Here is a 22019-nt window from a genome sequence, read left to right on the forward strand (position 1 = left end):
TCATGCCGCCGCTTCAGTGCGGTTACGTCCGGAATTCTTTGCTTTATAGAGCGCCATATCTGCTGATTTTAACCATTCTCTATAGTGTTCAGTTTCAGATGTCAGCGGCGCAACGCCCACGCTAATGCGCAGGTCAACCTGCGGCGCGCAAGATAAACGCAGTTGGGTAAGCCGTTCGTGAACACGAGACATCGCTGCAATCGCGCTGCTCGCCGACGTGCCACACATGATTACCGCAAACTCATCACCGCCAAAACGCCCAATCACATCGCTACCGCGTAAGGTCATCTGTAACTGGCGGGTCAGTGCAACAATGGCCTGATCCCCTACGTCATGGCCCCAGGTATCATTGATACTCTTAAAATGGTCGATATCGATGATAAGGAGCGTGGCATCACGCTGATGGCGACGACAATTATCAAACTCATTACGCAGCAACAGTTCCCAATGACGTCGGTTATACACCCCGGTCATCCCATCTCGCGTACTCATAACCTGTAAGCGACGTTTATGTTCTGCCAGCCGGATGAGCGTCTTATAACTCACCCAGGCAAACAGCAACGGGTAAACCACTAACACTGGCAGTGACAGCAGCACGCTCAGCTGCGTACTGCTAAAAGCCATGGGGATATCCGTTAACTGTAACGTCACCAGGCAGGAAACCACCATCAACACGGCGCCTGCGATGAAGACTCGCATACCTCCTGCGCCCATCAGGTTGATACAGATAATCATCAACAGCGCCGTGGATGGCAGCAAGTTTATCCCCATAATCCCCATCCACATCCCGGCGAGGATGGCATCGGCTTTTAAGTTGGTATATTCGCTATGCAGTGGATCGACAGCTTTACTTGCCAATTGCCATGCCAGATGTGGCCAGACAAATGCCCATCCCACCAGCAAAAGCCACCAGCCTCCGGTTATTGGCTGAGAAACTAATACCGACGCGATAGGGAAAAACATTCCCCCCAATCCCACTGCTCGCGGCAGCCTGATTCGTCGGGCAAATCGCAGACCGGAACGTTGGTGGTCATTTTGATGAAGCAATATAAATGCTTCATTTGAGACGACCTTCTTTTGATAAAAATTTTCATCATTCATCGTATTTGGGAATATTCTGAAACAAATTTCCCAAATTATAGGAAGGGGTCTGGCGGCGGAAGTATGATATTTCGGGTGAGCGATTTTATCTGCTCACCCGGAAGTGCTAAGCAGATTTTTTCAGGCAAGCACTCATAAACTTATTACGATCATCGCCTTTCAGAGACTGCTCCGTCGCCTTGACGTTGCATTCACGCATTTTCTGCTGCTGCGGCGTCAGGCTCTTTTCCTCAGGCCCAGATTTACTGTTTTTCAGGCAATCACTCATATACGTCTTACGCGCATCCCCTTTTAAGGTTTGCGCCGTTGCCTGCTGATTGCAGGTGGTCATACGTTGTTGTTGCGGGGTTAATGTCTTCTCGGCAGCACCGACGGTAGTTAAAAAAATAAGACCAAAAAGCAACGTCATTAATAATGTAATTTTCATAGCACCATCCTTTTCTGAACGACGACACACAGGTAAGTTTGGCTGCTAACGATAAAAATACCACCCGACGGCAAAAGTATTGCCGCCGGGCGTCGGGTTATTTCAGTCCTAACGCCGCTTTCATGGTGTAGAACAGGTCGGTTTGATCGGTCAGGCCAACCACATTCGCCGCATGAGGGCCATAGGCTGCAATACGCAGTTGGCTGCCGGTGTGCTCCTGGGACTCTTCTTCAGAGTTGCCATAGCTAATGACCATCACCGCACCATCTTTGGTGTTCAGCGCTTGCGTTAAACCGGGTGCTTTAGTATCCGGTGCGACTATCTGGCTGGCATGCGCGTGGTCAGCGGTTACCACGACCAGGGTGTTGCCATCTTTCTTCGCAAAAGCAAGCGCACGCTGCACCGCTTCATCCAGATCGACAGTTTCACCAATTTGTCCACACGGGTTAGCGGCGTGATCTTGTTTGTCGATTGACGCGCCTTCCACTTGCAGGAAGAAGCCTTTCTCATTTTTGCTTAACAGCTCAATCGCTTTATCCGTCATCTGTGCCAGAGTCGGCACGCTGTCGTTACGTTTTGGATTTGGCGTGCAGGTCACTACCGGCTTATCCAGATTTCCGTGATAAGACGCTTTCGGGCCTTCCCAACGCACTGGCATATTACCGTCAGAGAACAGACCCAACAGCGGTTTATCCTGATTCGCTTCGGTAATCGCCGCCAGCGTCGCGGTATCACTCACCATCTGGTAACCACGGGCCTGTGCTTGTTCACGCAGCGTTTTACCCTGCCACTCACCTGCCGTAGCTGTTTCAGTAAAAGTTTTTGCCCCGCCACCTAACGTAACATCCGCACGGGCCTTTAATAATTGTTCGGTAATCGACCCTTTACCGCCTTTTTCCAGCGCGTTCGTCGGGCATTTTTCAGCCGTCACGCTCGGGCCATAGCATTTACGCGAAGTGACATGGGCAACCAGTGCGGCAGGCGTGGCATCCTGCAATTCAGCCGTGGAAACGTTGCCTGTCGCCAGACCCGCCGCTTTGGCCATTTCCAGAATAGTAGCGTGATCTTTCTCATGAATATCAACGCCCAGAGCACCATTGTAAGTTTTAACACCGGTCGTCCACGCCGTCGCCGATGCTGCAGAATCTGTCACATAATCGGGCTTGCCGGTTTTCTTATCCAACGCATAATGTGTGTATTGTCCGGTCAACGGTAAAGCATCAATACCTTTAAAAAAGCCGCCCGCGCCTTCAGCATAATTTCGCGCTGCCGTTATTTCGGAATCCCCCATCCCATCGCCAATCAGTAAAATAATATTTTTGGCCGGTTTGTCGTTCAGCGATTCGCGCAGAGCCGCGGTTTGGTCGGCAGACAATCGGCGAGCGCCACCCGGCGTGGAGATATCACCTTGAGCGGCACGATTATCCAAAACCGCTACAGTAGATGTTTCTGCATTAATAACCGGGGTAAACAGCAAAGGTAACAGGGCAATAGCGAGTGCGCTTTGTTTCACTTTATATTCTCCATGTATAAATACGGTAAAATTAAAACAAAGCGACTATAAGTATTTGATGTGACACTTTTATGATAATTTGTGGGTGCCCCGCCACAGATGGTTCAAAACGCTTTTGGTACGATCTCGCAAGCGTTATGTATGTTCGTCAGAAACGCGGGCATGCGGTTTACATCAGCCAGCGCCCCCTCAATTTGACGAATAAATATTTGCCGATCGTTCCACGCCATATTGCGCAGCATTTCGATGATTACTCGCTCTAACGTTTCGACCTGTACCGCCAGATCTTGCGACTCTTCTTCTTTTTGCGCGAGTTTAAGTAACAACTCAGTGACGAGGTTTTTCATTTGCCTATTCCCTTAACAAAATATGGGTCACGTTATCATTAAGGCTCACGACTGCCTAGAGGATGAAAGTTGTATTTTTATAAGTAATAAAACGATTTGCGAAAACAATCACAACACAAAATAAGGGTAAATGCGTCTTGACGCAGAATGATTCAATATAAAAAGGTAAGAAAATTAATAATCACACAAATATACAATACACAATTATGGATTAACAACGCTGACAGGCAGCGTTGTTAATCAGGAGCTCAACGCCCCCCGCGCCGACGTCGCAACGCAATAGCCAATTGCCAGATATTGATAAGCACAATGCTTGCTGTAGCAATGAACACCCAACGGAACCCCGCCATTGCCGAAACCGTCGCCCCCATTAATGGCCCGGCGACGTTGCCGAGATACATAAATGACTGGTTATAACCAAAGATGCGCCCGGTTATCTGATCGCTGGAGTATTTCACTAACAGCGTCTGCACCGCCGGCAACATCGCACCGTCGGCAAAGCCAAGCAGAAAACGGAGAACTCCCAACTGCAACGGCGTGGTGACCCACGACATAGCGAAAAACAGCACCACCGCGAAGATTAACGTCGCCATTAAAATCCGCTCAGTACCAATACGGTCGCCTAATTTACCAAGTCGAGGCGCGGAAATCAGAGCAGAAATGCCCGGTACTGAGGCTATCAGCCCGCTGAGAAAGGCAATATTCGAACTATCTGGGACCATTGATTTAATAAACAGCGCCAGAATTGGCCCAATTGAACCGTTACAAAGTTGAATCACCATGGTGGTAAAAAACAGGCTGATCACCAGCGCCGGATGTGAAAGCGAGGCAAATACGGCCTTCCCACTCAGACGTTCGCTTTTTTTAATCGTCGGACGAACGCCCTCTTTGATCAAAAACAGTGTGACCAGAAAACTCACCACCAGCAAAGCGGCGGTAATACAGAATACCGCCCGTAAGCCAACGTGATCGGCAATAAAGCCCCCCATTAACGGTCCACCAATGACACCGCTAATTTGCGCCGTCGACAGCGTACTCAGCGCCCAACCGCTGCGTTCACGCGGAACCTGTGACGCGACCAGCGCCATCGCATTAGGAATATAACCGGAGGTTAACCCCATCACCCCGCGCAGCAGAAAAAGTTGCCAGACGTTAGTAGCAAATGCCTGTAGCAAAATCGCAATGGCCATACCCAGTGAGGCCCGCAGCAGCATTAGCTTGCGTCCTTTGCGGTCGGCTAAACTGCCCCACATTGGAGAGACAATAGCTGAAATCAGGAAGGTGACGCTGAACGTTAATCCGGACCACATTGAGAGCGCTTCATGCGAGGTCACGCCCAGTTGGGAGATATAGAGTGGTAAAAAAGGCAAGATTTGGCTAATCGCCAGTCCGGTAAAAAAGCACCCGAACCAAACGGAAATAAGGTTAACTCTCCAGGATTCCATAAGGACTCATAACGATAAGTAGCTGAAAACTGCGAGCAGCTTAACAAATTACTTAGCTGAATAAGGGTCCACAGGTGCGATAAATCACAGTTTAGTATTTTATCTTCCCGCTCATCATATTTGTGATACAGCTCACATCAAACCCATAATATAAGCAGGTGATTATGCTTCGCGTGCGAGCCGCTTGTTTGTTGTGTTCTATTCCCCTGTCGTCAGCCAAAACAATCTGCCAGAAGCCGAGGAAACCTGCGTTTTGTCGTGGTAATGTATGTGCTTTGCATTCATGGAATGGGTTTTTAAGATGGCAAAGTTGCGGGTAGGAATCGTATTTGGTGGTAAATCAGCGGAACATGAAGTGTCATTGCAATCGGCAAAAAATATTGTCGATGCCATCGACAAGACTCGCTTTGACGTTGTGCTGTTAGGTATTGATAAACAAGGGCAATGGCACGTCAGCGATGCCAGTAATTATCTGCTCAATTCAGACGACCCGGCGCATATTGCGTTGCGACCTTCTGAGACCAGCCTGGCGCAGGTACCGGGTAAACAAGCGCACCAGTTGATCGATGCACAAAACGGTCAACCGCTGCCGACGGTCGATGTTATTTTCCCGATCGTACATGGCACTCTGGGTGAAGATGGCTCTCTGCAGGGCATGCTGCGCGTGGCAAACCTACCGTTCGTAGGTTCTGATGTGCTGGGTTCTGCGGCCTGTATGGATAAAGACGTGACCAAACGTCTGCTGCGTGATGCCGGATTAAACATCGCGCCATTTATTACGCTCACTCGCGCCAATCGCAACAGCATCAGCTTTAGCGAAGTGGAATCCCGCCTGGGTCTGCCGTTGTTTGTAAAACCGGCCAACCAGGGATCGTCCGTTGGCGTCAGCAAAGTAACCAGCGAAGCCCAATACGATCAGGCCGTTGCGCTGGCATTTGAATTCGATCATAAAGTCGTGGTGGAGCAAGGGATCAAAGGCCGCGAGATCGAATGTGCGGTACTGGGCAACGATCATCCGCAGGCCAGTACTTGTGGAGAGATTGTGCTGAACAGCGATTTTTACGCTTACGACACTAAATACATTGACGATAACGGTGCCACAGTTGTCGTTCCGGCAGCAATTGCACCAGAGATTAACGACAAGATCCGCGAAATCGCCATTCAGGCCTACCAGACACTGGGCTGTGCCGGCATGGCGCGCGTGGACGTTTTCTTAACTGCTGAAAACGACGTTGTGATCAATGAGATCAACACGCTGCCAGGCTTTACCAATATCAGTATGTATCCGAAGCTGTGGCAGGCGAGCGGTTTAGGCTATACCGATTTGATCACTCGCCTGATCGAACTGGCGCTGGAACGCCATGCTGCGGATAGCGCGCTGAAAACCAGTATGTAAACCCGCCAGGATGCCTGATATAGCTATTGGGCATCCTTTACTTCATCATCTTCAACGCGGCGACGGATGATTAATCCGGCCAGCCAAAAGCTAATCACCCAGGTCACCAGCCCCACCGCATAGGTTTGCCACCCCTGCGCTTCAAAACCGAGTAAGCCCACCACGCCGTTGAGAATAAAGATAAGCCCAATAGCGAAGGCATAATAGTGCCAGTCTCGGCGGATTTTAACAGGCAGGTTCATAACGGCTCCGGTGGATATACAACATGAAAACGCATCCTCGCACATTTCCTCATACACGTCTGTGGCCTGTGCGGAATTTCTGAAATGTAAATTAATTTCACTTAAGGTTGCATAATTGTGACTTTAAGCAAAAAACCGAAATCCAGGAATAATCTCTACCTGAAATTACCATCATTCTGATATTGACATTGCCGATCACCTGTCAGACTCACTTTCAGTTACAGGCATTACGTCAAAAAAAGCAGGTTATTTCCGGAGGTCTTTATGGCTGATTTTACGCTCTCAAAATCCCTGTTTAAGGGCAAGCATCGGGACCCCTCCTCCCTGCCCGGCAACATTGCGTATGCCGTATTTGTGCTGTTTTGCTTCTGGGCGGGCGCGCAGATTTTAAATCTGTTGGCCCACGCTCCCGGCATCTATGAGCAGTTGATGCAGTTGCAAATGCAAGAGACAGGGCGCCCGCGAGTTGAAATCGGCCTGGGCGTCGGAACCCTTTTTGGACTGGTCCCTTTTCTCGCCGGAAGCCTGATTCTTGGCGCCATCGCGGCATTCGCGCGTTGGCGCCGCCGTCATCATAACGATGACTGACCCATACATTTCGCCCGACGATCGTCCACGCGTTTAGCAAACCACGCGGTAGTCAGGTTACGTGTGATCTTCGGGCTTTCCAGTTGAATGCCAGGCAGCATTTCACGGGGAAGCGTTTTCCCCGCCTTCGCTTCCGCCAGCTTATAGACTTTCTCGTACAGCGCGGTCTCTTCAAAGGCCAGGCTGTCGCCTTTTTGCAGCTGACGGCGGATCTCACTCTCGCTCATGTCCAGCTTCCCGGCCAGTTTACGTACCGCCAGCTCCGTTTTGCCCGGCTCGCTGCTGCCATAGAGAATTAAATCACCGTCCATCGCCAGCTTCACGCCGCTGGCTTTACTGACCGCATTCTGGAAAGCTGCATTGCGGCTGGCATACCACCCGGCATTGAAATCGGCGAAGCGGAAAATTGGCGCACTGTAATTCGCCGGGTAGTTAAGCAGATGATACGTACCGAACCACAGCCCACCGCGGCGGCTAAATACTTCCTGGCGCACGGTTCCCGCCATTTTCCACGGGTAGCCGCTGGCATGCTGCTCAGCAAAGGCGATGCTAACCTGCATCGGCCCACCGGTATGCACCGGATTAAGCGAACCAAATAACGTCTGCCCCATCGGTACCATGTTGATAAAATCATCAAAGATCGCGCTAAGCTGTTTTTCGGTTTTCACCGTATCCAGGCGCTCGCTGTAGCTTTTCCCCGTTGGCGAGTTAATCTTCAGCGCGGTATGCACCACAAATAGCGGGATGTGCATACGCTCGGCACGACGATCGATCTCTTTCCAGGCGATTTTACTTAAGTTCGGCACGGCTGGATCCGCCTGGTAATTTGACTCCTGTTGCGCGACCGCCAGCACCGAACAGATGTTTTCAACCGTCGGCGCCAGCTTCTGGCTTTCAAAAGTCTTTGCCAAATCCTGCGCCCATGCGTCCCGGTCTTTCACGCTGGCGGGCATTTTCTGGCGCACCACGCTCGCCACATCGACGGCTTTCTCCCCCTTTTTTAGCGGCTGCGCGGGTTGGCTACTACATCCCACCAGCACCAGTGCAGCAAGACCAGACAAGGGGTAAAGACGGGAAACCGTCGACATAACATCTCCTTATTATTAACTCAGTGTATGGGTAACTTCCTGAATATCCTGACCATCAAGCTCTCGTTCAAAGCTGCGCAGACGCTTATAAATAGACATCAGTTCCACTAACGTTGTCCAGGAGTTAATCAGATACTGGAACGAGCCGCGCACCTGGCCAAACACGTTGGTGATTTGCGTCATCAGGCCGAGCGTAATCGTACCGGCAACAATCGACGGAAACAGCAGGAACAAACCGAAAACGTTATCAACCTGCAGGTAAAGAATACGGGCGATATTGAAGTACATATAGTGAAAATAGAGACGGAAGTAATTTTGGCGTACCGCATGAAACAGTTCACGCACCGTCGGTGGCGTCGCACGGTTGCCATCATCTTCGCCATAGACCAGTTCTTTACGATAGGCCGCTTCCACGCGCTGGTTTTTAAACTCCAGCCCAGGAAGTTTTATCCCGACCACGGCCAGCAAACCGGTTCCCATCAGCGACCAGACAATCGCGGCAATCACCAGGCCATAAGGCACATGTCCAACAATCGGCAGGTCAGGAACATGGGCAGAGAGCGTAACCAGTACAGGCAGGAAGGCAATCAGCGTCATAATCGCGTTGATAAAGCTGACGCCCATATCTTCCAGCGTAGAAGCAAAACGCATGGTGTCTTCCTGCACACGCTGCGCTGCGCCTTCGATGTGACGCAAATGCTGCCAGTGCGCCATATAGTGTTCGTTCATCGCGGTACGCCAGCGGAATACGTAGTGGCTGACGAAGAAGTTGTTCATCACGCCAATGACCACGGCTATCAGCGCAATGCCGAGAAAAATGCCAACCTCATGATAGAACTGCTCAATCTTCACCTTGTGTGGTGTGCTGAGCGCAGTTTGAATTAGGTCATAAAATGGCGCGTACCAGGCGTTGACAGCGACGCCGACTTCAACCAGAAACCAGGTCACAAAAATAATCAGCGATGTGCCCAGAATAGACCAGTACTGCCAGCGGTGTGGGCTGTAGAGAAACCAGAACAGCGCGAACACCCCGACACAAAGAATGTAGTACGCATAAAAAATCAGATAATCCAACGACCAGAAACGCGCTGCGCTAATAGGTACGTCTCCCGACGCTCCGGTAATATGTGCAACCCAGGCTCCCCCACCTGCTTGCCAGAATACAACGGCGACAAGTGCCCAAATAAATGCCGAAATAAAGAACGGCCCCGGCTTTGGGAAAAAAGACTTAAACATAGTGCTCTCCTGCTAACTTCTTATCGTTATGACGACTGCTGTGCATTTGCCACCGTGGAGTGCGGAGGCCAGACGGCTTACGCCCAAAAACACAAGCTGAAACCGACAATTGTGACCAAAACCGAGGCACTTAGTTCGCACCTCGGTTATGAAGAATTGTTTCTGTGGTTTTCACACTCGACAACGTTCCAGTATGTGCAGATTATCACAGCGTAAGATCACAAAAGCGAACATCCGCAATCCAGGAAACTCCTACGTTTACTCATCGTTACGTTTTTCCCACTATCATTGGTTGATAAGCGCTTTGCAATACGCCGATGAGTAGTATAAATACGCATACGCACGACATCCTTTTTCACTTTCTCTAACTCATGGACACCACCGTTGAAACGTAGTCTGCTTTTTTCTGCCGCGCTGTGTGCGGCGTCATTGACATCAGTCCAGGCGGCACAGCCTATAACCGATCCGGTTTTCGCCTCCGATATCGTCGATCGTTATGCCGACCATATATTTTACGGCAGTGGTGCTACGGGGATGGCGCTCGTGGTGATTGATGGTAATCAGCGCGTATTTCGCAGCTTTGGCGAAACGCGTCCCGGTAACAACGTCCATCCACAGCTTGATTCCGTGATTCGAATTGCCTCAATCACTAAATTAATGACCAGCGAAATGCTGGTGAAATTGCTCGATCAGGGCACGGTCAAACTCAACGATCCATTGAGTAAATATGCACCTCCAGGTGCACGCGTGCCGACTTATCAGGGCACGCCGATTACGCTTGTGAATCTGGCGACGCATACCAGCGCGCTGCCGCGCGAGCAGCCTGGCGGCGCGGCAAAGCGCCCGGTGTTTGTCTGGCCAACCCGCGAGCAGCGCTGGAGCTATCTCTCTACTGCCACGTTGAAAGCCGCACCGGGTTCACAGGCATCTTATTCCAACCTGGCGTTTGACCTGCTGGCCGATGCGCTGGGAGCGGCCTCTGGTAAGCCTTATCCGCAGCTGTTTGAAGAAAAAATCACCCGTCCGCTGGGGATGAAAGACACCACCTTTACCCCGTCCCCCGATCAATGCCGACGCCTGATGGTCGCGGAAAAAGGCGCCAGCCCCTGTAACAATACGCTGGCGGCAATGGGCAGCGGCGGTGTCTATTCTACGCCCGGCGATATGATGCGCTGGATGCAGCAGTATCTCTCTTCTGACTTTTATCATCGTAGCCAGCAGGCCGACCGGATGCAGACGCTGATTTATCAGCGTACGCAGTTAACTAAAGTGGTGGGAATGGATGTTCCAGGCAGAGCCGATGCGCTTGGTTTGGGCTGGGTCTACATGGCGCCGAAGAATGGCCGACCGGGAATTATTCAAAAAACCGGCGGCGGTGGAGGTTTCATCACCTATATGGCGATGATCCCACAACAAAACGTCGGGGCGTTTATCGTGGTGACCCGTTCTCCGCTAACCCGTTTTACCAATATGAGTGACGGTATCAACGATCTGGTTGCAGAGTTGAGCGGGAACAAACCGCAGGTTATTCCCGCATCCTGAGTTAATACTCAAAAGGCAAACGGTTAATGCTCACCAGTTTGCCTTTATTCATTTCAATGTAACCACCTTTACGCAAAGCCGCGAGAACCTCAGCGACAACCGAGCGGGAAATTCGCGTGCGTTGGTGAATATAGTTCATGACGCCGATACGCGAACGCAGTACGTCGTCCCATTTCATCATGGATATCAGCGTCGCGCGAATCTGATCGTAGGAGTTATTGCCGATCAACTGCAGATCTCGCAATTCAAGCATGGAATTTTGCCATGCCAACCAACAAAAAGCTTCACGCCAAAGCTGGCACTCTTCAATTATATTAATTGTTTGTGAGGCAGGTAGATGGTATCCCGTACAATCGCTTTCCGTGATTAATCTGTATTGTATATCTGTTTTCATCACGCCATCTGAAAGCCCCATAATAAATGGCGCCTGTGCAATACCGACCAGCACATTCTCCCCTCGCCTCAGGGAAATTACACCATTTAAAATGATAAAGGTATCGTCACTGTTTATATCACTGGAATAAATTATTTCTTTATCGTTATCACACTCAAAGTGTTTGCCATATTTCGACAAACATTTATCAAGCTTACCAAATTCCACAAGCGGTTTATTTGCAGACAACATCTGAGCATTCCTTGCAATAAATGCCCGTCAAATCCGTGACGGGCATTTTTCTGAGTTAGATTATCTTTTCTTTAACAACGAGAGATGTCTTACCAGGTATATTTAACGCCAACATTTGCAGACCAGTCTTGATCTACATCACCACCACCGAGGTAGTTAGCATCGGTGTAGGCGCTGAAGTTTTTGGTAAAGCTGAACTGAGTACCCAATCCAACACGTACCGCAGAACCTTCTACACCGTTGTCGATAGAATCGCCGTTTACGTCAGAATCGTTGTTAGAGTCGTCGTAAACGTAGGCCAGTTTGAAGTACGGGGTCAGCGCCTGATCTTCGCTGTAGGCGAAGGTATAACCTGCATCTACACCGAGTTCATAGCGCATGCTGTCATAAGACTGACCGTCAACTTTCATGTCGTTGCTCAGCTTATAATCATCACCAGACTGGAACAGACCGGATACGCTGCCGTATGGCGTTACGTAGCCTGCGTCACCCAGCTTCAGGTCATAACCCAGTTTCAAGCCAAAGCCCCAGGCATCAGAAGAGGTGCTGCCATCAACATACTGACCGTTGCTCATGTTAGCAGACAGATCGTTGTTGAAGTGGGAGTAGCTTAAGTTACCGTCAACAAAGATGTTGTTGTCAAAGCGAGCAGAAGAGTAGATGTAGGCAGTCTGGCTATCCTGATCCACCTGACCGGTACGGTCGCTCATATCACCTTTCGCGAAGCCTGCTGCAGCACCGACAATCCACTTAGCGTTGTTACCATCAATTTTGGAATCAACACCAACCATGATGCCGTTAACATCCTGATCGTAGTTAATGGTGCCGTTATCTGCATCGAAGCTACCACCGAAGTAGCTTACCCATGCACCACCGTTATCAACCAGACCATGACGTGCGTTAGTCAGACGAGTACCAACGGTGTCTTGTTCCAGGTTCCAGATATTGGTGTTAGCAGACGGGATGCTCAGCGCCATGTTCGCGTAGTCTGTCAGTTCCATCTGCTGCAGAACAACGGTGTTACCCTGCTGCTGTGCCTGATAGGTGTAAGCACCGAGGTCAGCTTTGTTGGCTGCAGAGAAGGTGGCAGTGGTATTCACATCGTTAACGTAGATCAGCTCTTTGCCTTTGTAATCAGCAACGGAGCCAGCGCCGGTCGCATTGTCGACACGCACTTTGTAGTTACCGGATGCCGCAACAACGTTGTCAACAGAGCTGTTATCCAGTTCGTCGCCATTGTTGATATCGCCGTTACCGTTAACGGTCAGGTGACCGTCAGAGTTCATTGCGATAGTACCGTAACCGTAGTTAGCCTGAGTGGTATCCCAGGTACGATCGTTCACCAGATCGGCATTCAGAACATAGTCGCTGCTGTGGATGTTGAATACACCAGAAACAACATGGTTGCTGTTATCAGCATAATTGCCGCTGGTCAGTTCCAGTTTATCGGTGTTGAATACTTCAGTATCAAATTGATCAACATTAACATCCAACACACCACCATTAGTTACAGTGATGGTATTGGCATACAAGTTAGAACCCGTCGCCCATCCAGTGGACTCGGTCAAATTCACAGTACTATAGCTGTTAATTGTCAGATGATCTGTATCAACTTGACCACCTTCACCAATATTCAATGAAGAGCTATTGGTTAAATCAATAGTATCTGAAGTCAGCATTGAATCAGAGACGTTAACCTGAGAACCATTGTTCACAGTCAGAGTATCAACTAATGAATCCCCAACGGTATCCCACTCAGAACCGTTGTTCAGCGCTACGTTGAACACACCGCTCTGGAAGACTTTATTATCAACAACACGTCCCCAACCATTGGCTTCAGCGGTTCCACCCGGAGTCAGGCTATTGGTTGCAACATCAAACATATTTGCTGGGTAGATAGTCTCAGCATCGAAAGTAGCCTGGCCAACCCACTTACTACCATTATCAAGAGTCAGGTTCAGTTCATCGACATTCAGGCTATCGTCAGCCCAACCAAGGTTGGTATCCGCCACACCGTCACCGTTGGAATCATGACCAATAGTGTCAAAATTGGCATTCCAGTTACTGGTAAATGCAACATCACCAATCAGCGTTGAATTGCTGAAGTACACATTGTTTTTCATTGCATAGTCTGAAGAAGAGCTATCGGTGAAAGACAATGCAACATCGCCCGGACCAGTGTAATCACTTGGCTCATTGGAATTACCAAAGAAGGCAGTATTCGATTCCAGAATGGAATCTGAACCAGAAGTTACAGTAGAGTTGTAGACGTTGATGTTGTTATCCCAGGTATGGGATTCCGTCGTATAGGTGTTGTTGTAAGTATTCCCTTGAGACAGAGCAATGCCAGCAACACGTGAGTTGTTGGAAATATTGATATTGCTTTCTACATCAAGATTAACCGCAACACCTTCGCTGGTATCAAACGTTTCATTGGTATATTTAGTCACATCAACAGATAAATAAGAATCGGTGAAATACAACGCTTCATAATCATCATCAATTGTGGAATTAGCAATATTCAGAGTGAAAATATCACCGTCATACCAGTTTCCGTCAACAACGGTAGTGTTGTTAAATTCATATCCACCAAAGCCATTGCCATCAACATCAAAACGATCGTAGTAACCGCTTGGCAACATAGATGTAATTGAACCATGAATAACAGAGTTACTGATATTCAGCTGATTCACTGCGCCATCAGTGTAGTCATGATTCAGATAATAGGTAGAAATCGTGCCGTTAACGGTATCGCCGTTAAAAGACTGATCAAAATCACCAGCCGCATTATTATAGTAAACAAAGCCACTATAATTCACGTAGTTACCATCTACAGTTCCGGCTGCATCCATATTGTCCCAGTTCAGGGCCGTAGTTGGATTGTCGTAGTAGGTCCAGGTATCGTAAGTAGAAGCATTCGCCTGAGAAGTGATTGCCAAAGTGCAGGCTAATGCTAATTGTGATACTACAAGTTTCTTTTTCCAAATGTGCATTTGTCATCCCTCCTCAGGGACGTAATATAGTTGATCCATCAATTATCAATGCAAAGAAAACATTTTATGTTTCGCAGGGACGATTATGCGGTTTCATTAAGGAAAGGTTCAATTATTCTTTGCCCGTTGTCCGAAAACGGACAACGTAATAAATCCAAGTTACGCCATTTAAGAAATATAAAAACCAACACTTTCAATCAATTAAAAGCTAACCAACATTCAAATCATACAATTCACTAATGAATCAGAACGCAAACAAATATATAGCTAATAAATAAACAAAATCTATACACCACGCTATAAAAGCAAACACATAGATATTTAAAATAATAAAAAATAATAAACAAAACAATGAATATAAATAAATTGCTATGCTTGTGAATAAATTGTGCTAATGATTCATCCCTTCGTTACAGGAAATCCAGATATAACGCCAACTTTCGTAAACCACACGCCCTCAGGTTCGGGTATACTACGGCCTTCGATTCCACAAACATCAGGCATACCATGACAGACCTAATCCAACGCCCTCGCCGCCTGCGCAAATCTCCCGCGCTGCGCGCTATGTTTGAAGAGACAACACTCAGCTTAAATGACCTGGTGTTGCCGATCTTTGTTGAAGAAGAACTCGACGATTACAAAGCTATCGACGCCATGCCAGGCGTGATGCGTATTCCAGAGAAACACCTGGCGCGCGAAATTGAACGCATTGCTAATGCTGGCATCCGCTCGGTGATGACTTTCGGCATTTCCCACCATACGGATGACACCGGTAGCGATGCCTGGAAAGAAGACGGCCTGGTGGCGCGCATGTCGCGTATCTGCAAACAGACCGTGCCGGAAATGATCGTCATGTCCGACACCTGCTTCTGCGAATACACCTCACACGGCCACTGCGGCGTGTTATGCGATCACGGCGTGGATAACGATTTAACCCTTACCAACCTCGGCAAGCAGGCGGTAGTTGCCGCCGCAGCGGGTGCGGACTTCATCGCACCTTCCGCCGCAATGGATGGTCAGGTACAGGCGATTCGCCAGGCGCTGGACGCCGCGGGCTTCACCGATACCGCTATCATGTCCTACTCCACTAAGTTTGCCTCATCTTTTTACGGCCCATTCCGTGAAGCCGCGGGCACCGCGCTGAAAGGCGATCGTAAAACCTATCAGATGAACCCGATGAACCGTCGGGAAGCGATTCGCGAATCGCTGCTGGATGAAGCCCAGGGCGCAGACTGCCTGATGGTCAAACCGGCTGGCGCATACCTCGATATTCTGCGTGATATCCGCGAGCGCACCGAGCTGCCGATTGGCGCTTATCAGGTCAGCGGTGAATACGCGATGATCAAATTCGCGGCGCTGGCGGGGGCTATAGATGAAGAGAAAGTGGTGCTGGAAAGCTTAGGGTCGATCAAACGCGCTGGCGCGGATCTGATCTTCAGCTACTTCGCACTGGATCTGGCTGAGAAAAAAATTCTGCGTTAATAACGCCTAACCGGGCCTACAGGTCGTAGGCCCGGCAAGTGAAGCGTCTCCGGTAATCATCACGCCCGATAAAACGGCTTATCTCCCAGAATCGTTGCCCGATACATAATGCGCCGTTGCGGCAGATAATCCGCATTCGCATAATGCTGCGTCACGCGATTATCCCAAATCGCCACATCGTTGGGCTGCCAGCGCCAGCGCACCTGAAACTCCGGTTTGGTGATATGCGCGAACAAAAAGCTCAGTAACGCCTCGCTCTCTTTTTCCGTGACATCAACAATTCGCGTGGTAAATCCTTCATTCACGAACAGCGCCTGCTTCCCGCTCACCGGATGCGTGCGCACCACCGGATGCAGCAACGGTGGATGTTTAGCGACGGCCTCCAGCCAGCGCAGGTGCTCCTCTGGGGTCTTGCGATATTTATATTCCTGAAATGATTTACGGAAATCATGCTCTGCCCGCAGGCCACTCAGCAACTGACGGAACGGCTCAGACAAGGCTTCATAAGCGGCAATCCCACTGGTCCACAGGGTGTCGCCCCCGGTTGATGGCAGCTCTTTCGCCGCTAAAATCGCCCCGGCAGGCGGCGTGTCGATAAAGGTGACATCGGTGTGCCAGTTGTCGTTATCCGGCGGATTATCGTTATGGGTATCCAGCACGATAATTTCTTCTACTCCTTCGGCATGCGGATAGACCGGGTGAATATGCAGATCGCCAAAACGCAGCGCCAGCGCCCGCTGTTGTTGCGGCGTAATCACCTGCTCGCGCAGAAACACCACCTGGTGGCGCAATACCGCGTGATAAAGCTGTTCAAACTGATTATCGCTCAGCGGACGCGCCAAATCCGCACCAGAAATTTGTGCGCCAATATACGGCCCCAGCGGGGTTATGTTCAGACGTTCACTCATTGTACTTCTCCATGCCAGGGCGTCAGACGGCGCTGAAGCGCACGCAGACCCAGTTCTAAAATAAACGCGATAACGGCAATCACCGCGATCCCCGCCAGCACCACATCCGTTGCCAGAAACTCACCGGCAGACTGGACCATAAATCCTAAGCCTCGCGTGGCGGCAATCAGCTCTGCGGCCACCAGCGTCGACCAGCCCACCCCAAGTCCGATACGTAATCCGGTGAGGATCTCAGGTAATGCCCCCGGCAAAATAACAAACCACAGCACCTGCGCACGGCTGGCTCCCAGCGATTGCGCGGCGCGCACTCTCACCTGCTGCGCACTTTTCACTCCCGCCAGCGCCGACATCGCTACAGGGGCAAAAATCGCCAGATAGATAAGCAAGATCTTGGAGGTTTCACCGATGCCAAACCAAATGACCATCAGCGGTAGATAGGCCAGGGGCGGAACCGGACGATACAGCTCAATGATCGGATCGAGAATGCCGCGCATCGTCGGACTCAGCCCCATAGCGATTCCAACCGGAACGCCCAGCAGCACCGCCGCCAGCAGCGCGATAACAATACGTGTCAGACTCGCCGCCAGATGCTGCCACAGCGTGGCATCCATAAATCCCTGCGGACCGGCAATAACGATCAGCTTTTGTAAAACCTGTCCCGGTGGCGGTAAAAACAGCGGACTGACTAACTGCAGCGCCGCCACCGTCCACCACAACGCCAAAATGACGGCCAACGTACCAAGGCTTAAGGTAATCTGCCGCGAGAACGGCCAGCGCCAGTTGAGCGCGCGCTGGCGACGGGGTTTATCATTAATCACCACGCTCATGAAAATGCCTCCCGTTGTTCAAAGACTCGACCTAACACGTACTCGCGCATGGCGATAAACTGCGGATCGGACTTAATGCTGCGACTCGACTCTCCAGCCACAAAGCGACGGGCGAAATTCAGCGGCAGACGCTCCAGTACCCGGCCTGGGCCTGGCGACAGCAATACCAGCTCTGTCGCCATAAACACTGCTTCTTCAATATCGTGCGTAATCAACAGCACCTGTTTGCCAGTCTCATGCCACAGCTTCAGCAGCAGGGTTTGCATCTGCTCACGAGTAAAGGCGTCGAGCGCGCCAAAAGGTTCATCCAGCAACAACAACTGAGGATTGGCCGCCAGCGCCCGCGCAATGCCGACGCGCTGCCGCTGTCCGCCGGAAAGCTGCCAGATAAAGCGTTTGCCCGCGTCCTCCAGCCCGACTTTCTGCAACATCTCTAGGGCAATACGCTGACGCTGTGGTTTATCCACCCCCGCCAGCTGCAGACCAAAAGCCACGTTGTCCTGCACGTTACGCCAGGGCAGCAGACCTTCATTCTGGAATACGACCCCGCGATCTGCCCCCGGACCGTCAACCCTGTTACCCGCCAGCGTGATGCTGCCATGCTGATACGGCACAAATCCGGCAATCAGATTTAACAATGTGGTTTTCCCGCAACCGGAAGGTCCGAGTACCACCAGCAGCTCACCGCTATCGAGCGTCAGGTTGATATCCTCCAGCGCCGGTTTTCCACCGTAGCTGGCGGCAAGATGAGAGATTTGCAGCATCAGCGCCTCCTTATTTATTGCACGAAGCGATCGGTCACGTACTGGCTGTAATCCGTCGCGACAGCGGGGACTTTGCCCTGCTCTTTGAGGAACTGCGCGGTGTCGATAATGGCTTTGTTCACCGGTCCGGTCAGTTCGGCAGTCTGCTGTTGCGGCGTCAGGTAAGTGTTACCTTTCACCAGTCCCGGCACATCCGCTTCCGGCACGCCGCTTAAACGCGACAATTTGCTGATATTCTCAGGCTGCTTCAGCCACTCATCGGGATTAGCGATATAAGGTTGCTGCGCATCGATAGCGCTTTTGGCAAAGGCTTTCACCACCTCAGGATGCTTCTCGGCAAAATCTTTGCGTACCACCCACACGTCCAGCGTCGGTGCGCCCCACTCACCAACCTGCGATGAGTCGGTTAACACCTTGCCGTCTTTTTCCAGCGCATTGACCGCAGGAGCCCAGACGTACGCGCCGTCAATATCCCCGCGCTGCCATGCGGCAATAATCGCAGGTGGTTGCAGGTTCACAATCTCCACCTGACCGGGTTTAATCCCCCAGTGTTTCAACGCCGCCAGCAGGCTGTAATGGGTGGTGGAGATAAACGGCACCGCAATGCGTTTGCCAATCAAATCTTCCGGTTTACTGATGTTTTTCTTCACCACTAGTGCCTCGGAGTTACCAAGCTTTGACGCCAGCAGAAAAACTTCAATGGGTACTTGCTGACTGGCGGCGACCGCCAGCGGGCTGGAGCCAAGATTACCGATCTGCACGTCGCCGGAGGCTAGCGCCCGGACGATGCTCGCGCCGCTGTCGAATTTGCGCCAGTCAACGGTAGCGCCGCTCTCTTTGGCAAAAGTATTATCCGCCTGCGCCACTTTGGCGGGTTCGGCGGAGGTCTGATAAGCGACGGTTACGTTCACCGCCTGCGCCTGAAATGCGATGAATGCCAGTGCACCGAGAAGTGCGTTACGCGATGAAATAGCCATGATTGTCTGCTCCCCTGTCTTGTTATGGAGGCAGTATTTCGTTGCGGCACAATTTGATAAAGGAATTAAAAATTCTGGCTAAGAACAAAGCGTTTTTAGAAAAAAAGCGGCAATAGTTAGCGATTTTGCTCATTACAGATGGAATTCGTAGGCCTGATAAGCGCAGCGCCATCAGGCACTGTTGCCGGATGGCGGCGCAAGCGCCTTATCCGGCCTACAACACCCGGCAAATTATTGCGATTTTGTTACATTCGTTACATAACTACACCTGGATGATTGCCAGCGCGGCGCTGACCGGCATCATAGACGCCATTATCAGGCAAGAGAGTAAAATCATGATTCATGTTGTGCTGGTGGATGACCATGTGGTGGTGCGTTCCGGCTTTGCGCAATTACTCAGTCTCGAAGACGATCTCAACGTTACCGGTCAGTACAGCAGCGCAGCGGAGGCCTGGCCTGCACTTCTGCATGATGACGTCAACGTTGCGGTGATGGATATCGCCATGCCGGATGAAAATGGTCTGAGCCTGTTAAAACGACTGCGGGCACAGAAGCCCGGTTTTCGCGCCATCATTCTCAGCATCTATGACTCACCCACGTTTGTGCAAAGTGCGCTGGATGCCGGCGCCAGTGGCTACCTGACCAAACGCTGCGGACCAGAGGAGCTGGTGCAGGCGGTACGATCGGTCGGTATGGGCGGGCATTACCTGTGCGCCGATGCGCTGCGGGCGCTACGCGGCGGCGAACAGCCCGCGCAGGTACTGGAAGTACTGACCCCACGCGAGCGCGAAGTGTTTGAGCTGTTGGTCAAAGGCGACAGCGTAAAAGAGATCGCCTTCAAGCTCGACCTCAGCCACAAGACGGTACACGTTCATCGGGCGAACGTGCTGGGCAAACTGCAATGCCACAGCACCATCGATCTGGTGCATTTTGCCCTCGACCACCAGCTATTAACGGGGCATTAATGTCGCGTAGCCTTCGGCATTGGGTTATTTCTCTGTTTATTCTGCTGGCCTGGGGATCGGGCTGGTTGATGCTGTGGACGCTGGGGTTTTACCTGACCCACAACGGCCAGCAGGCGGCGCTGTTCCTGCCACACGGCGTCTATCTCGCGCTGCTCATCCTGCTTTCTCGCCGTTACTGGCCCGCGCTGGTATTGCCGCCGGTGCTGATGTTGTTCTGGCTGCACAGTGAGCAATTATTGAATGGCTATATCCTGCTGGCTGCGCCGTTAATTAGCCTGATTCCGGCGAGCATCGGCCAGTCATACTGGCACCGCTTCCCCCTTTACTGGCAGCGCTTAACGCTGCTGCTGGCCGGGGTGACGATCACCTCATTGCTCAATACCGCCCTGCTTTCACCGTTTATCCAAAGTCCGGCAACGTTAATTGGCCTGGCGTCGTTTACCGGCGGCGTGCTGCTGACGCCGTTTGTCTATCTGATCTATGAATTTTTGCACCAGCAGCACCGCTATCATTTGCTCGGGCTGGATACCACCAATCCCCCGCTGCGCACCTCGCTTATCATCTGGTGCAGCCTGTTTTTTATTATTGGCATCGGCACCCAGATGGTGTTGTCGCCGGAGATCGAGCGCCTGTTGCTGATTGTGGTGTTTTTACCGAACGTGGTGATGGCGTGGAAATTTGGCTGGCAGGGCGGCGTGTTGTCCGGATTGCTCGGCAGTATGATGATCACCATCGCCCGGCAAATCGGCGTCGGGTTCAGTAATTTACTGGAGCTGGAGATTTTCCTCGCCACCCAGGCGCTGCTCGGCATAGGGCTGGGGATCGCCATCAGCCGCCAGCAGCATCTGGCGCAAAACCTGCACCATTATCGCCAGCGTCTGGAAACTGAACTGGCGGCGCGTCGCGCGCTGACCGAACAGCTGATCCGCACCGAAGAAAACACGCGCAAAAGCCTGGCGCGGGAACTGCACGACGAAATTGGTCAGAACATCACCGCCATTCAAATTCAATCACAACTGGTCAAACGCGCACCGGGTCGCGAGCAAACGCTTGAAGCGGCAAATCAGATCAACGACCTGGCCCGGCGTATTCACCACTCCACCCGCCAGCTGCTGCGCCAGCTGCGTCCACCCGCGCTCGATGAACTGTCTTTTAAAGATGCACTACATCATCTGGTGAATGAATTTGCTTTTGCTGAACGGGGCATTCGCTGTCGCTTTGATTATCAGCTAGAGAATACGCCAGAAAACGAAACGGTGCGCTTCACGCTGTATCGCCTGTTGCAGGAGTTACTCAATAACGTCTGTAAACATGCCGATGCCAGCGATGTGTCGATTACGCTGCGCCAGCAGGAACATAGCTTGTTTCTGGACGTCGCTGACAATGGCGTGGGTATTCTGCCGGAAAAAATTCCCGGTTTCGGTATCCAGGGAATGCGTGAGCGGGTGAGCGCCCTTGGCGGTGAACTGACGCTCGAATCAAACGGCGGCACGCGGGTAATTGTTAACCTGCCCACAAATTTGCAACAAATCAGCCGCTAACCAGGAAAAAGT

General features: G+C 51.1%; 20 protein-coding genes. 6 read left to right on the forward strand and 14 right to left on the reverse strand.

Annotated elements, in window-relative coordinates; all coding sequences use genetic code 11:
• The 5 genes from adrA to GUC46_RS17980 form a co-directional block, all read right to left on the reverse strand.
• Window positions 1–1116: a diguanylate cyclase AdrA gene (gene adrA / locus GUC46_RS17960; RefSeq protein ID WP_085954043.1), complete on the reverse strand. Its 1116-nt coding sequence runs from the start codon at window positions 1114–1116 to the stop codon at window positions 1–3.
• Between the two features lie 91 nt (window positions 1117–1207).
• A complete protein-coding gene (gene psiF, locus GUC46_RS17965) occupies window positions 1208–1528 on the reverse strand; it encodes a phosphate starvation-inducible protein PsiF (protein WP_003021454.1) in 321 nt (106 codons plus the stop codon).
• A 97-nt stretch (window positions 1529–1625) separates the two neighbouring features.
• Window positions 1626–3041 carry an alkaline phosphatase gene (phoA, locus tag GUC46_RS17970; protein ID WP_049002385.1) on the reverse strand — a complete coding sequence of 472 codons (1416 nt, stop codon included), beginning with the start codon at window positions 3039–3041 and terminating at the stop codon, window positions 1626–1628.
• 104 nt (window positions 3042–3145) lie between these two features.
• Window positions 3146–3388, reverse strand: a complete 243-nt coding sequence (locus GUC46_RS17975; protein WP_003021448.1) for a sigma-S stabilization anti-adapter protein IraP — start codon at window positions 3386–3388, stop codon at window positions 3146–3148.
• Between the two features lie 248 nt (window positions 3389–3636).
• On the reverse strand, window positions 3637–4833 hold the full coding sequence (locus GUC46_RS17980) for a multidrug efflux MFS transporter (protein WP_003021445.1): 1197 nt from the start codon (window positions 4831–4833) through the stop codon (window positions 3637–3639).
• 301 nt (window positions 4834–5134) lie between these two features.
• Here GUC46_RS17980 and ddlA point away from each other — a divergent pair, with 301 nt between their 5' ends.
• Complete coding sequence (ddlA, locus tag GUC46_RS17985; protein WP_003847629.1) at window positions 5135–6229, forward strand: D-alanine--D-alanine ligase; 1095 nt, start codon at window positions 5135–5137, stop codon at window positions 6227–6229.
• Window positions 6230–6252: 23 nt separating this feature from the next.
• Here the strand turns inward: ddlA and GUC46_RS17990 are convergent, their stop codons facing one another.
• Window positions 6253–6471 carry a DUF2754 domain-containing protein gene (locus GUC46_RS17990; RefSeq protein ID WP_003021440.1) on the reverse strand — a complete coding sequence of 73 codons (219 nt, stop codon included), beginning with the start codon at window positions 6469–6471 and terminating at the stop codon, window positions 6253–6255.
• Between the two features lie 264 nt (window positions 6472–6735).
• On the opposite strand from GUC46_RS17990, the gene GUC46_RS17995 reads away from it, so the two are divergent.
• A complete protein-coding gene (locus GUC46_RS17995; RefSeq protein WP_003021437.1) occupies window positions 6736–7059 on the forward strand; it encodes a DUF2755 family protein in 324 nt (107 codons plus the stop codon).
• Here the strand turns inward: GUC46_RS17995 and GUC46_RS18000 are convergent.
• Both GUC46_RS18000 and sbmA read right to left on the reverse strand, forming a co-directional pair.
• Window positions 7044–8147, reverse strand: a complete 1104-nt coding sequence (locus GUC46_RS18000) for a DUF1615 domain-containing protein (protein WP_003847631.1) — start codon at window positions 8145–8147, stop codon at window positions 7044–7046. The genes GUC46_RS17995 and GUC46_RS18000 overlap by 16 nt on opposite strands.
• A 15-nt stretch (window positions 8148–8162) precedes the next feature.
• A complete protein-coding gene (sbmA, locus tag GUC46_RS18005; protein ID WP_003836023.1) occupies window positions 8163–9383 on the reverse strand; it encodes a peptide antibiotic transporter SbmA in 1221 nt (406 codons plus the stop codon).
• A 384-nt stretch (window positions 9384–9767) separates the two neighbouring features.
• Between sbmA and ampH the strand changes: the two genes are divergently transcribed.
• Entirely contained in the window at window positions 9768–10925 is a 1158-nt protein-coding gene (gene ampH, locus GUC46_RS18010) for a D-alanyl-D-alanine-carboxypeptidase/endopeptidase AmpH (RefSeq protein ID WP_003021428.1), read from the forward strand.
• A gap of 1 nt (window position 10926) precedes the next feature.
• Here ampH and iprA read toward each other — a convergent pair whose 3' ends face one another.
• Window positions 10927–11550 carry a hydrogen peroxide resistance inhibitor IprA gene (iprA, locus tag GUC46_RS18015; protein ID WP_003847633.1) on the reverse strand — a complete coding sequence of 208 codons (624 nt, stop codon included), beginning with the start codon at window positions 11548–11550 and terminating at the stop codon, window positions 10927–10929.
• A gap of 89 nt (window positions 11551–11639) precedes the next feature.
• On the reverse strand, window positions 11640–14543 hold the full coding sequence (locus GUC46_RS18020) for an autotransporter outer membrane beta-barrel domain-containing protein (protein ID WP_148373811.1): 2904 nt from the start codon (window positions 14541–14543) through the stop codon (window positions 11640–11642).
• 507 nt (window positions 14544–15050) lie between these two features.
• Between GUC46_RS18020 and hemB the strand changes: the two genes are divergently transcribed.
• Window positions 15051–16025, forward strand: a complete 975-nt coding sequence (hemB, locus tag GUC46_RS18025) for a porphobilinogen synthase (RefSeq protein ID WP_003021420.1) — start codon at window positions 15051–15053, stop codon at window positions 16023–16025.
• Between the two features lie 59 nt (window positions 16026–16084).
• Here the strand turns inward: hemB and tauD are convergent, their stop codons facing one another.
• Genes tauD through tauA form a run of 4 tightly spaced genes read right to left on the reverse strand, consistent with a single transcriptional unit; the run spans window position 16085 to window position 19501 of the window.
• Window positions 16085–16933, reverse strand: coding sequence for a taurine dioxygenase (gene tauD, locus GUC46_RS18030; RefSeq protein ID WP_130714932.1), 849 nt, complete (start codon window positions 16931–16933; stop codon window positions 16085–16087).
• Complete coding sequence (gene tauC, locus GUC46_RS18035; protein WP_003021414.1) at window positions 16930–17760, reverse strand: taurine ABC transporter permease TauC; 831 nt, start codon at window positions 17758–17760, stop codon at window positions 16930–16932. Before tauC ends, tauD begins: the two co-directional genes overlap by 4 nt.
• Window positions 17757–18524: a taurine ABC transporter ATP-binding subunit gene (gene tauB, locus GUC46_RS18040; protein ID WP_003838608.1), complete on the reverse strand. Its 768-nt coding sequence runs from the start codon at window positions 18522–18524 to the stop codon at window positions 17757–17759. Before tauB ends, tauC begins: the two co-directional genes overlap by 4 nt.
• 14 nt (window positions 18525–18538) lie before the next feature.
• On the reverse strand, window positions 18539–19501 hold the full coding sequence (gene tauA / locus GUC46_RS18045; RefSeq protein WP_003021410.1) for a taurine ABC transporter substrate-binding protein: 963 nt from the start codon (window positions 19499–19501) through the stop codon (window positions 18539–18541).
• Between the two features lie 335 nt (window positions 19502–19836).
• On the opposite strand from tauA, the gene GUC46_RS18050 reads away from it, so the two are divergent.
• Both GUC46_RS18050 and GUC46_RS18055 read left to right on the forward strand, forming a co-directional pair.
• A complete protein-coding gene (locus GUC46_RS18050) occupies window positions 19837–20466 on the forward strand; it encodes a response regulator transcription factor (RefSeq protein ID WP_003021406.1) in 630 nt (209 codons plus the stop codon).
• Window positions 20466–22007: an MASE1 domain-containing protein gene (locus GUC46_RS18055; protein WP_160180564.1), complete on the forward strand. Its 1542-nt coding sequence runs from the start codon at window positions 20466–20468 to the stop codon at window positions 22005–22007. The genes GUC46_RS18050 and GUC46_RS18055 overlap by 1 nt, the downstream gene beginning before the upstream one ends.
• Window positions 22008–22019 lie beyond the last annotated feature (12 nt).

The sequence above is a fragment of the Citrobacter sp. LUTT5 genome, from assembly GCF_009905315.1.
Lineage (GTDB): Bacteria > Pseudomonadota > Gammaproteobacteria > Enterobacterales > Enterobacteriaceae > Citrobacter > Citrobacter freundii.

What these genes read in the sequence shown, in the direction of transcription:
- GUC46_RS17975 (WP_003021448.1), bottom strand. Translation starts at nt 3,388, where the DNA reads ATGAAAAACCTCGTCACTGAGTTGTTACTTAAACTCGCGCAAAAAGAA.
- hemB (WP_003021420.1), top strand. Translation starts at nt 15,051, where the DNA reads ATGACAGACCTAATCCAACGCCCTCGCCGCCTGCGCAAATCTCCCGCG.
- psiF (WP_003021454.1), bottom strand. Translation starts at nt 1,528, where the DNA reads ATGAAAATTACATTATTAATGACGTTGCTTTTTGGTCTTATTTTTTTA.
- sbmA (WP_003836023.1), bottom strand. Translation starts at nt 9,383, where the DNA reads ATGTTTAAGTCTTTTTTCCCAAAGCCGGGGCCGTTCTTTATTTCGGCA.
- GUC46_RS17995 (WP_003021437.1), top strand. Translation starts at nt 6,736, where the DNA reads ATGGCTGATTTTACGCTCTCAAAATCCCTGTTTAAGGGCAAGCATCGG.
- GUC46_RS18050 (WP_003021406.1), top strand. Translation starts at nt 19,837, where the DNA reads ATGATTCATGTTGTGCTGGTGGATGACCATGTGGTGGTGCGTTCCGGC.
- iprA (WP_003847633.1), bottom strand. Translation starts at nt 11,550, where the DNA reads ATGTTGTCTGCAAATAAACCGCTTGTGGAATTTGGTAAGCTTGATAAA.
- tauD (WP_130714932.1), bottom strand. Translation starts at nt 16,933, where the DNA reads ATGAGTGAACGTCTGAACATAACCCCGCTGGGGCCGTATATTGGCGCA.
- tauB (WP_003838608.1), bottom strand. Translation starts at nt 18,524, where the DNA reads ATGCTGCAAATCTCTCATCTTGCCGCCAGCTACGGTGGAAAACCGGCG.
- GUC46_RS18000 (WP_003847631.1), bottom strand. Translation starts at nt 8,147, where the DNA reads ATGTCGACGGTTTCCCGTCTTTACCCCTTGTCTGGTCTTGCTGCACTG.
- GUC46_RS18020 (WP_148373811.1), bottom strand. Translation starts at nt 14,543, where the DNA reads ATGCACATTTGGAAAAAGAAACTTGTAGTATCACAATTAGCATTAGCC.
- ddlA (WP_003847629.1), top strand. Translation starts at nt 5,135, where the DNA reads ATGGCAAAGTTGCGGGTAGGAATCGTATTTGGTGGTAAATCAGCGGAA.
- tauC (WP_003021414.1), bottom strand. Translation starts at nt 17,760, where the DNA reads ATGAGCGTGGTGATTAATGATAAACCCCGTCGCCAGCGCGCGCTCAAC.
- GUC46_RS17990 (WP_003021440.1), bottom strand. Translation starts at nt 6,471, where the DNA reads ATGAACCTGCCTGTTAAAATCCGCCGAGACTGGCACTATTATGCCTTC.
- tauA (WP_003021410.1), bottom strand. Translation starts at nt 19,501, where the DNA reads ATGGCTATTTCATCGCGTAACGCACTTCTCGGTGCACTGGCATTCATC.
- GUC46_RS17980 (WP_003021445.1), bottom strand. Translation starts at nt 4,833, where the DNA reads ATGGAATCCTGGAGAGTTAACCTTATTTCCGTTTGGTTCGGGTGCTTT.
- GUC46_RS18055 (WP_160180564.1), top strand. Translation starts at nt 20,466, where the DNA reads ATGTCGCGTAGCCTTCGGCATTGGGTTATTTCTCTGTTTATTCTGCTG.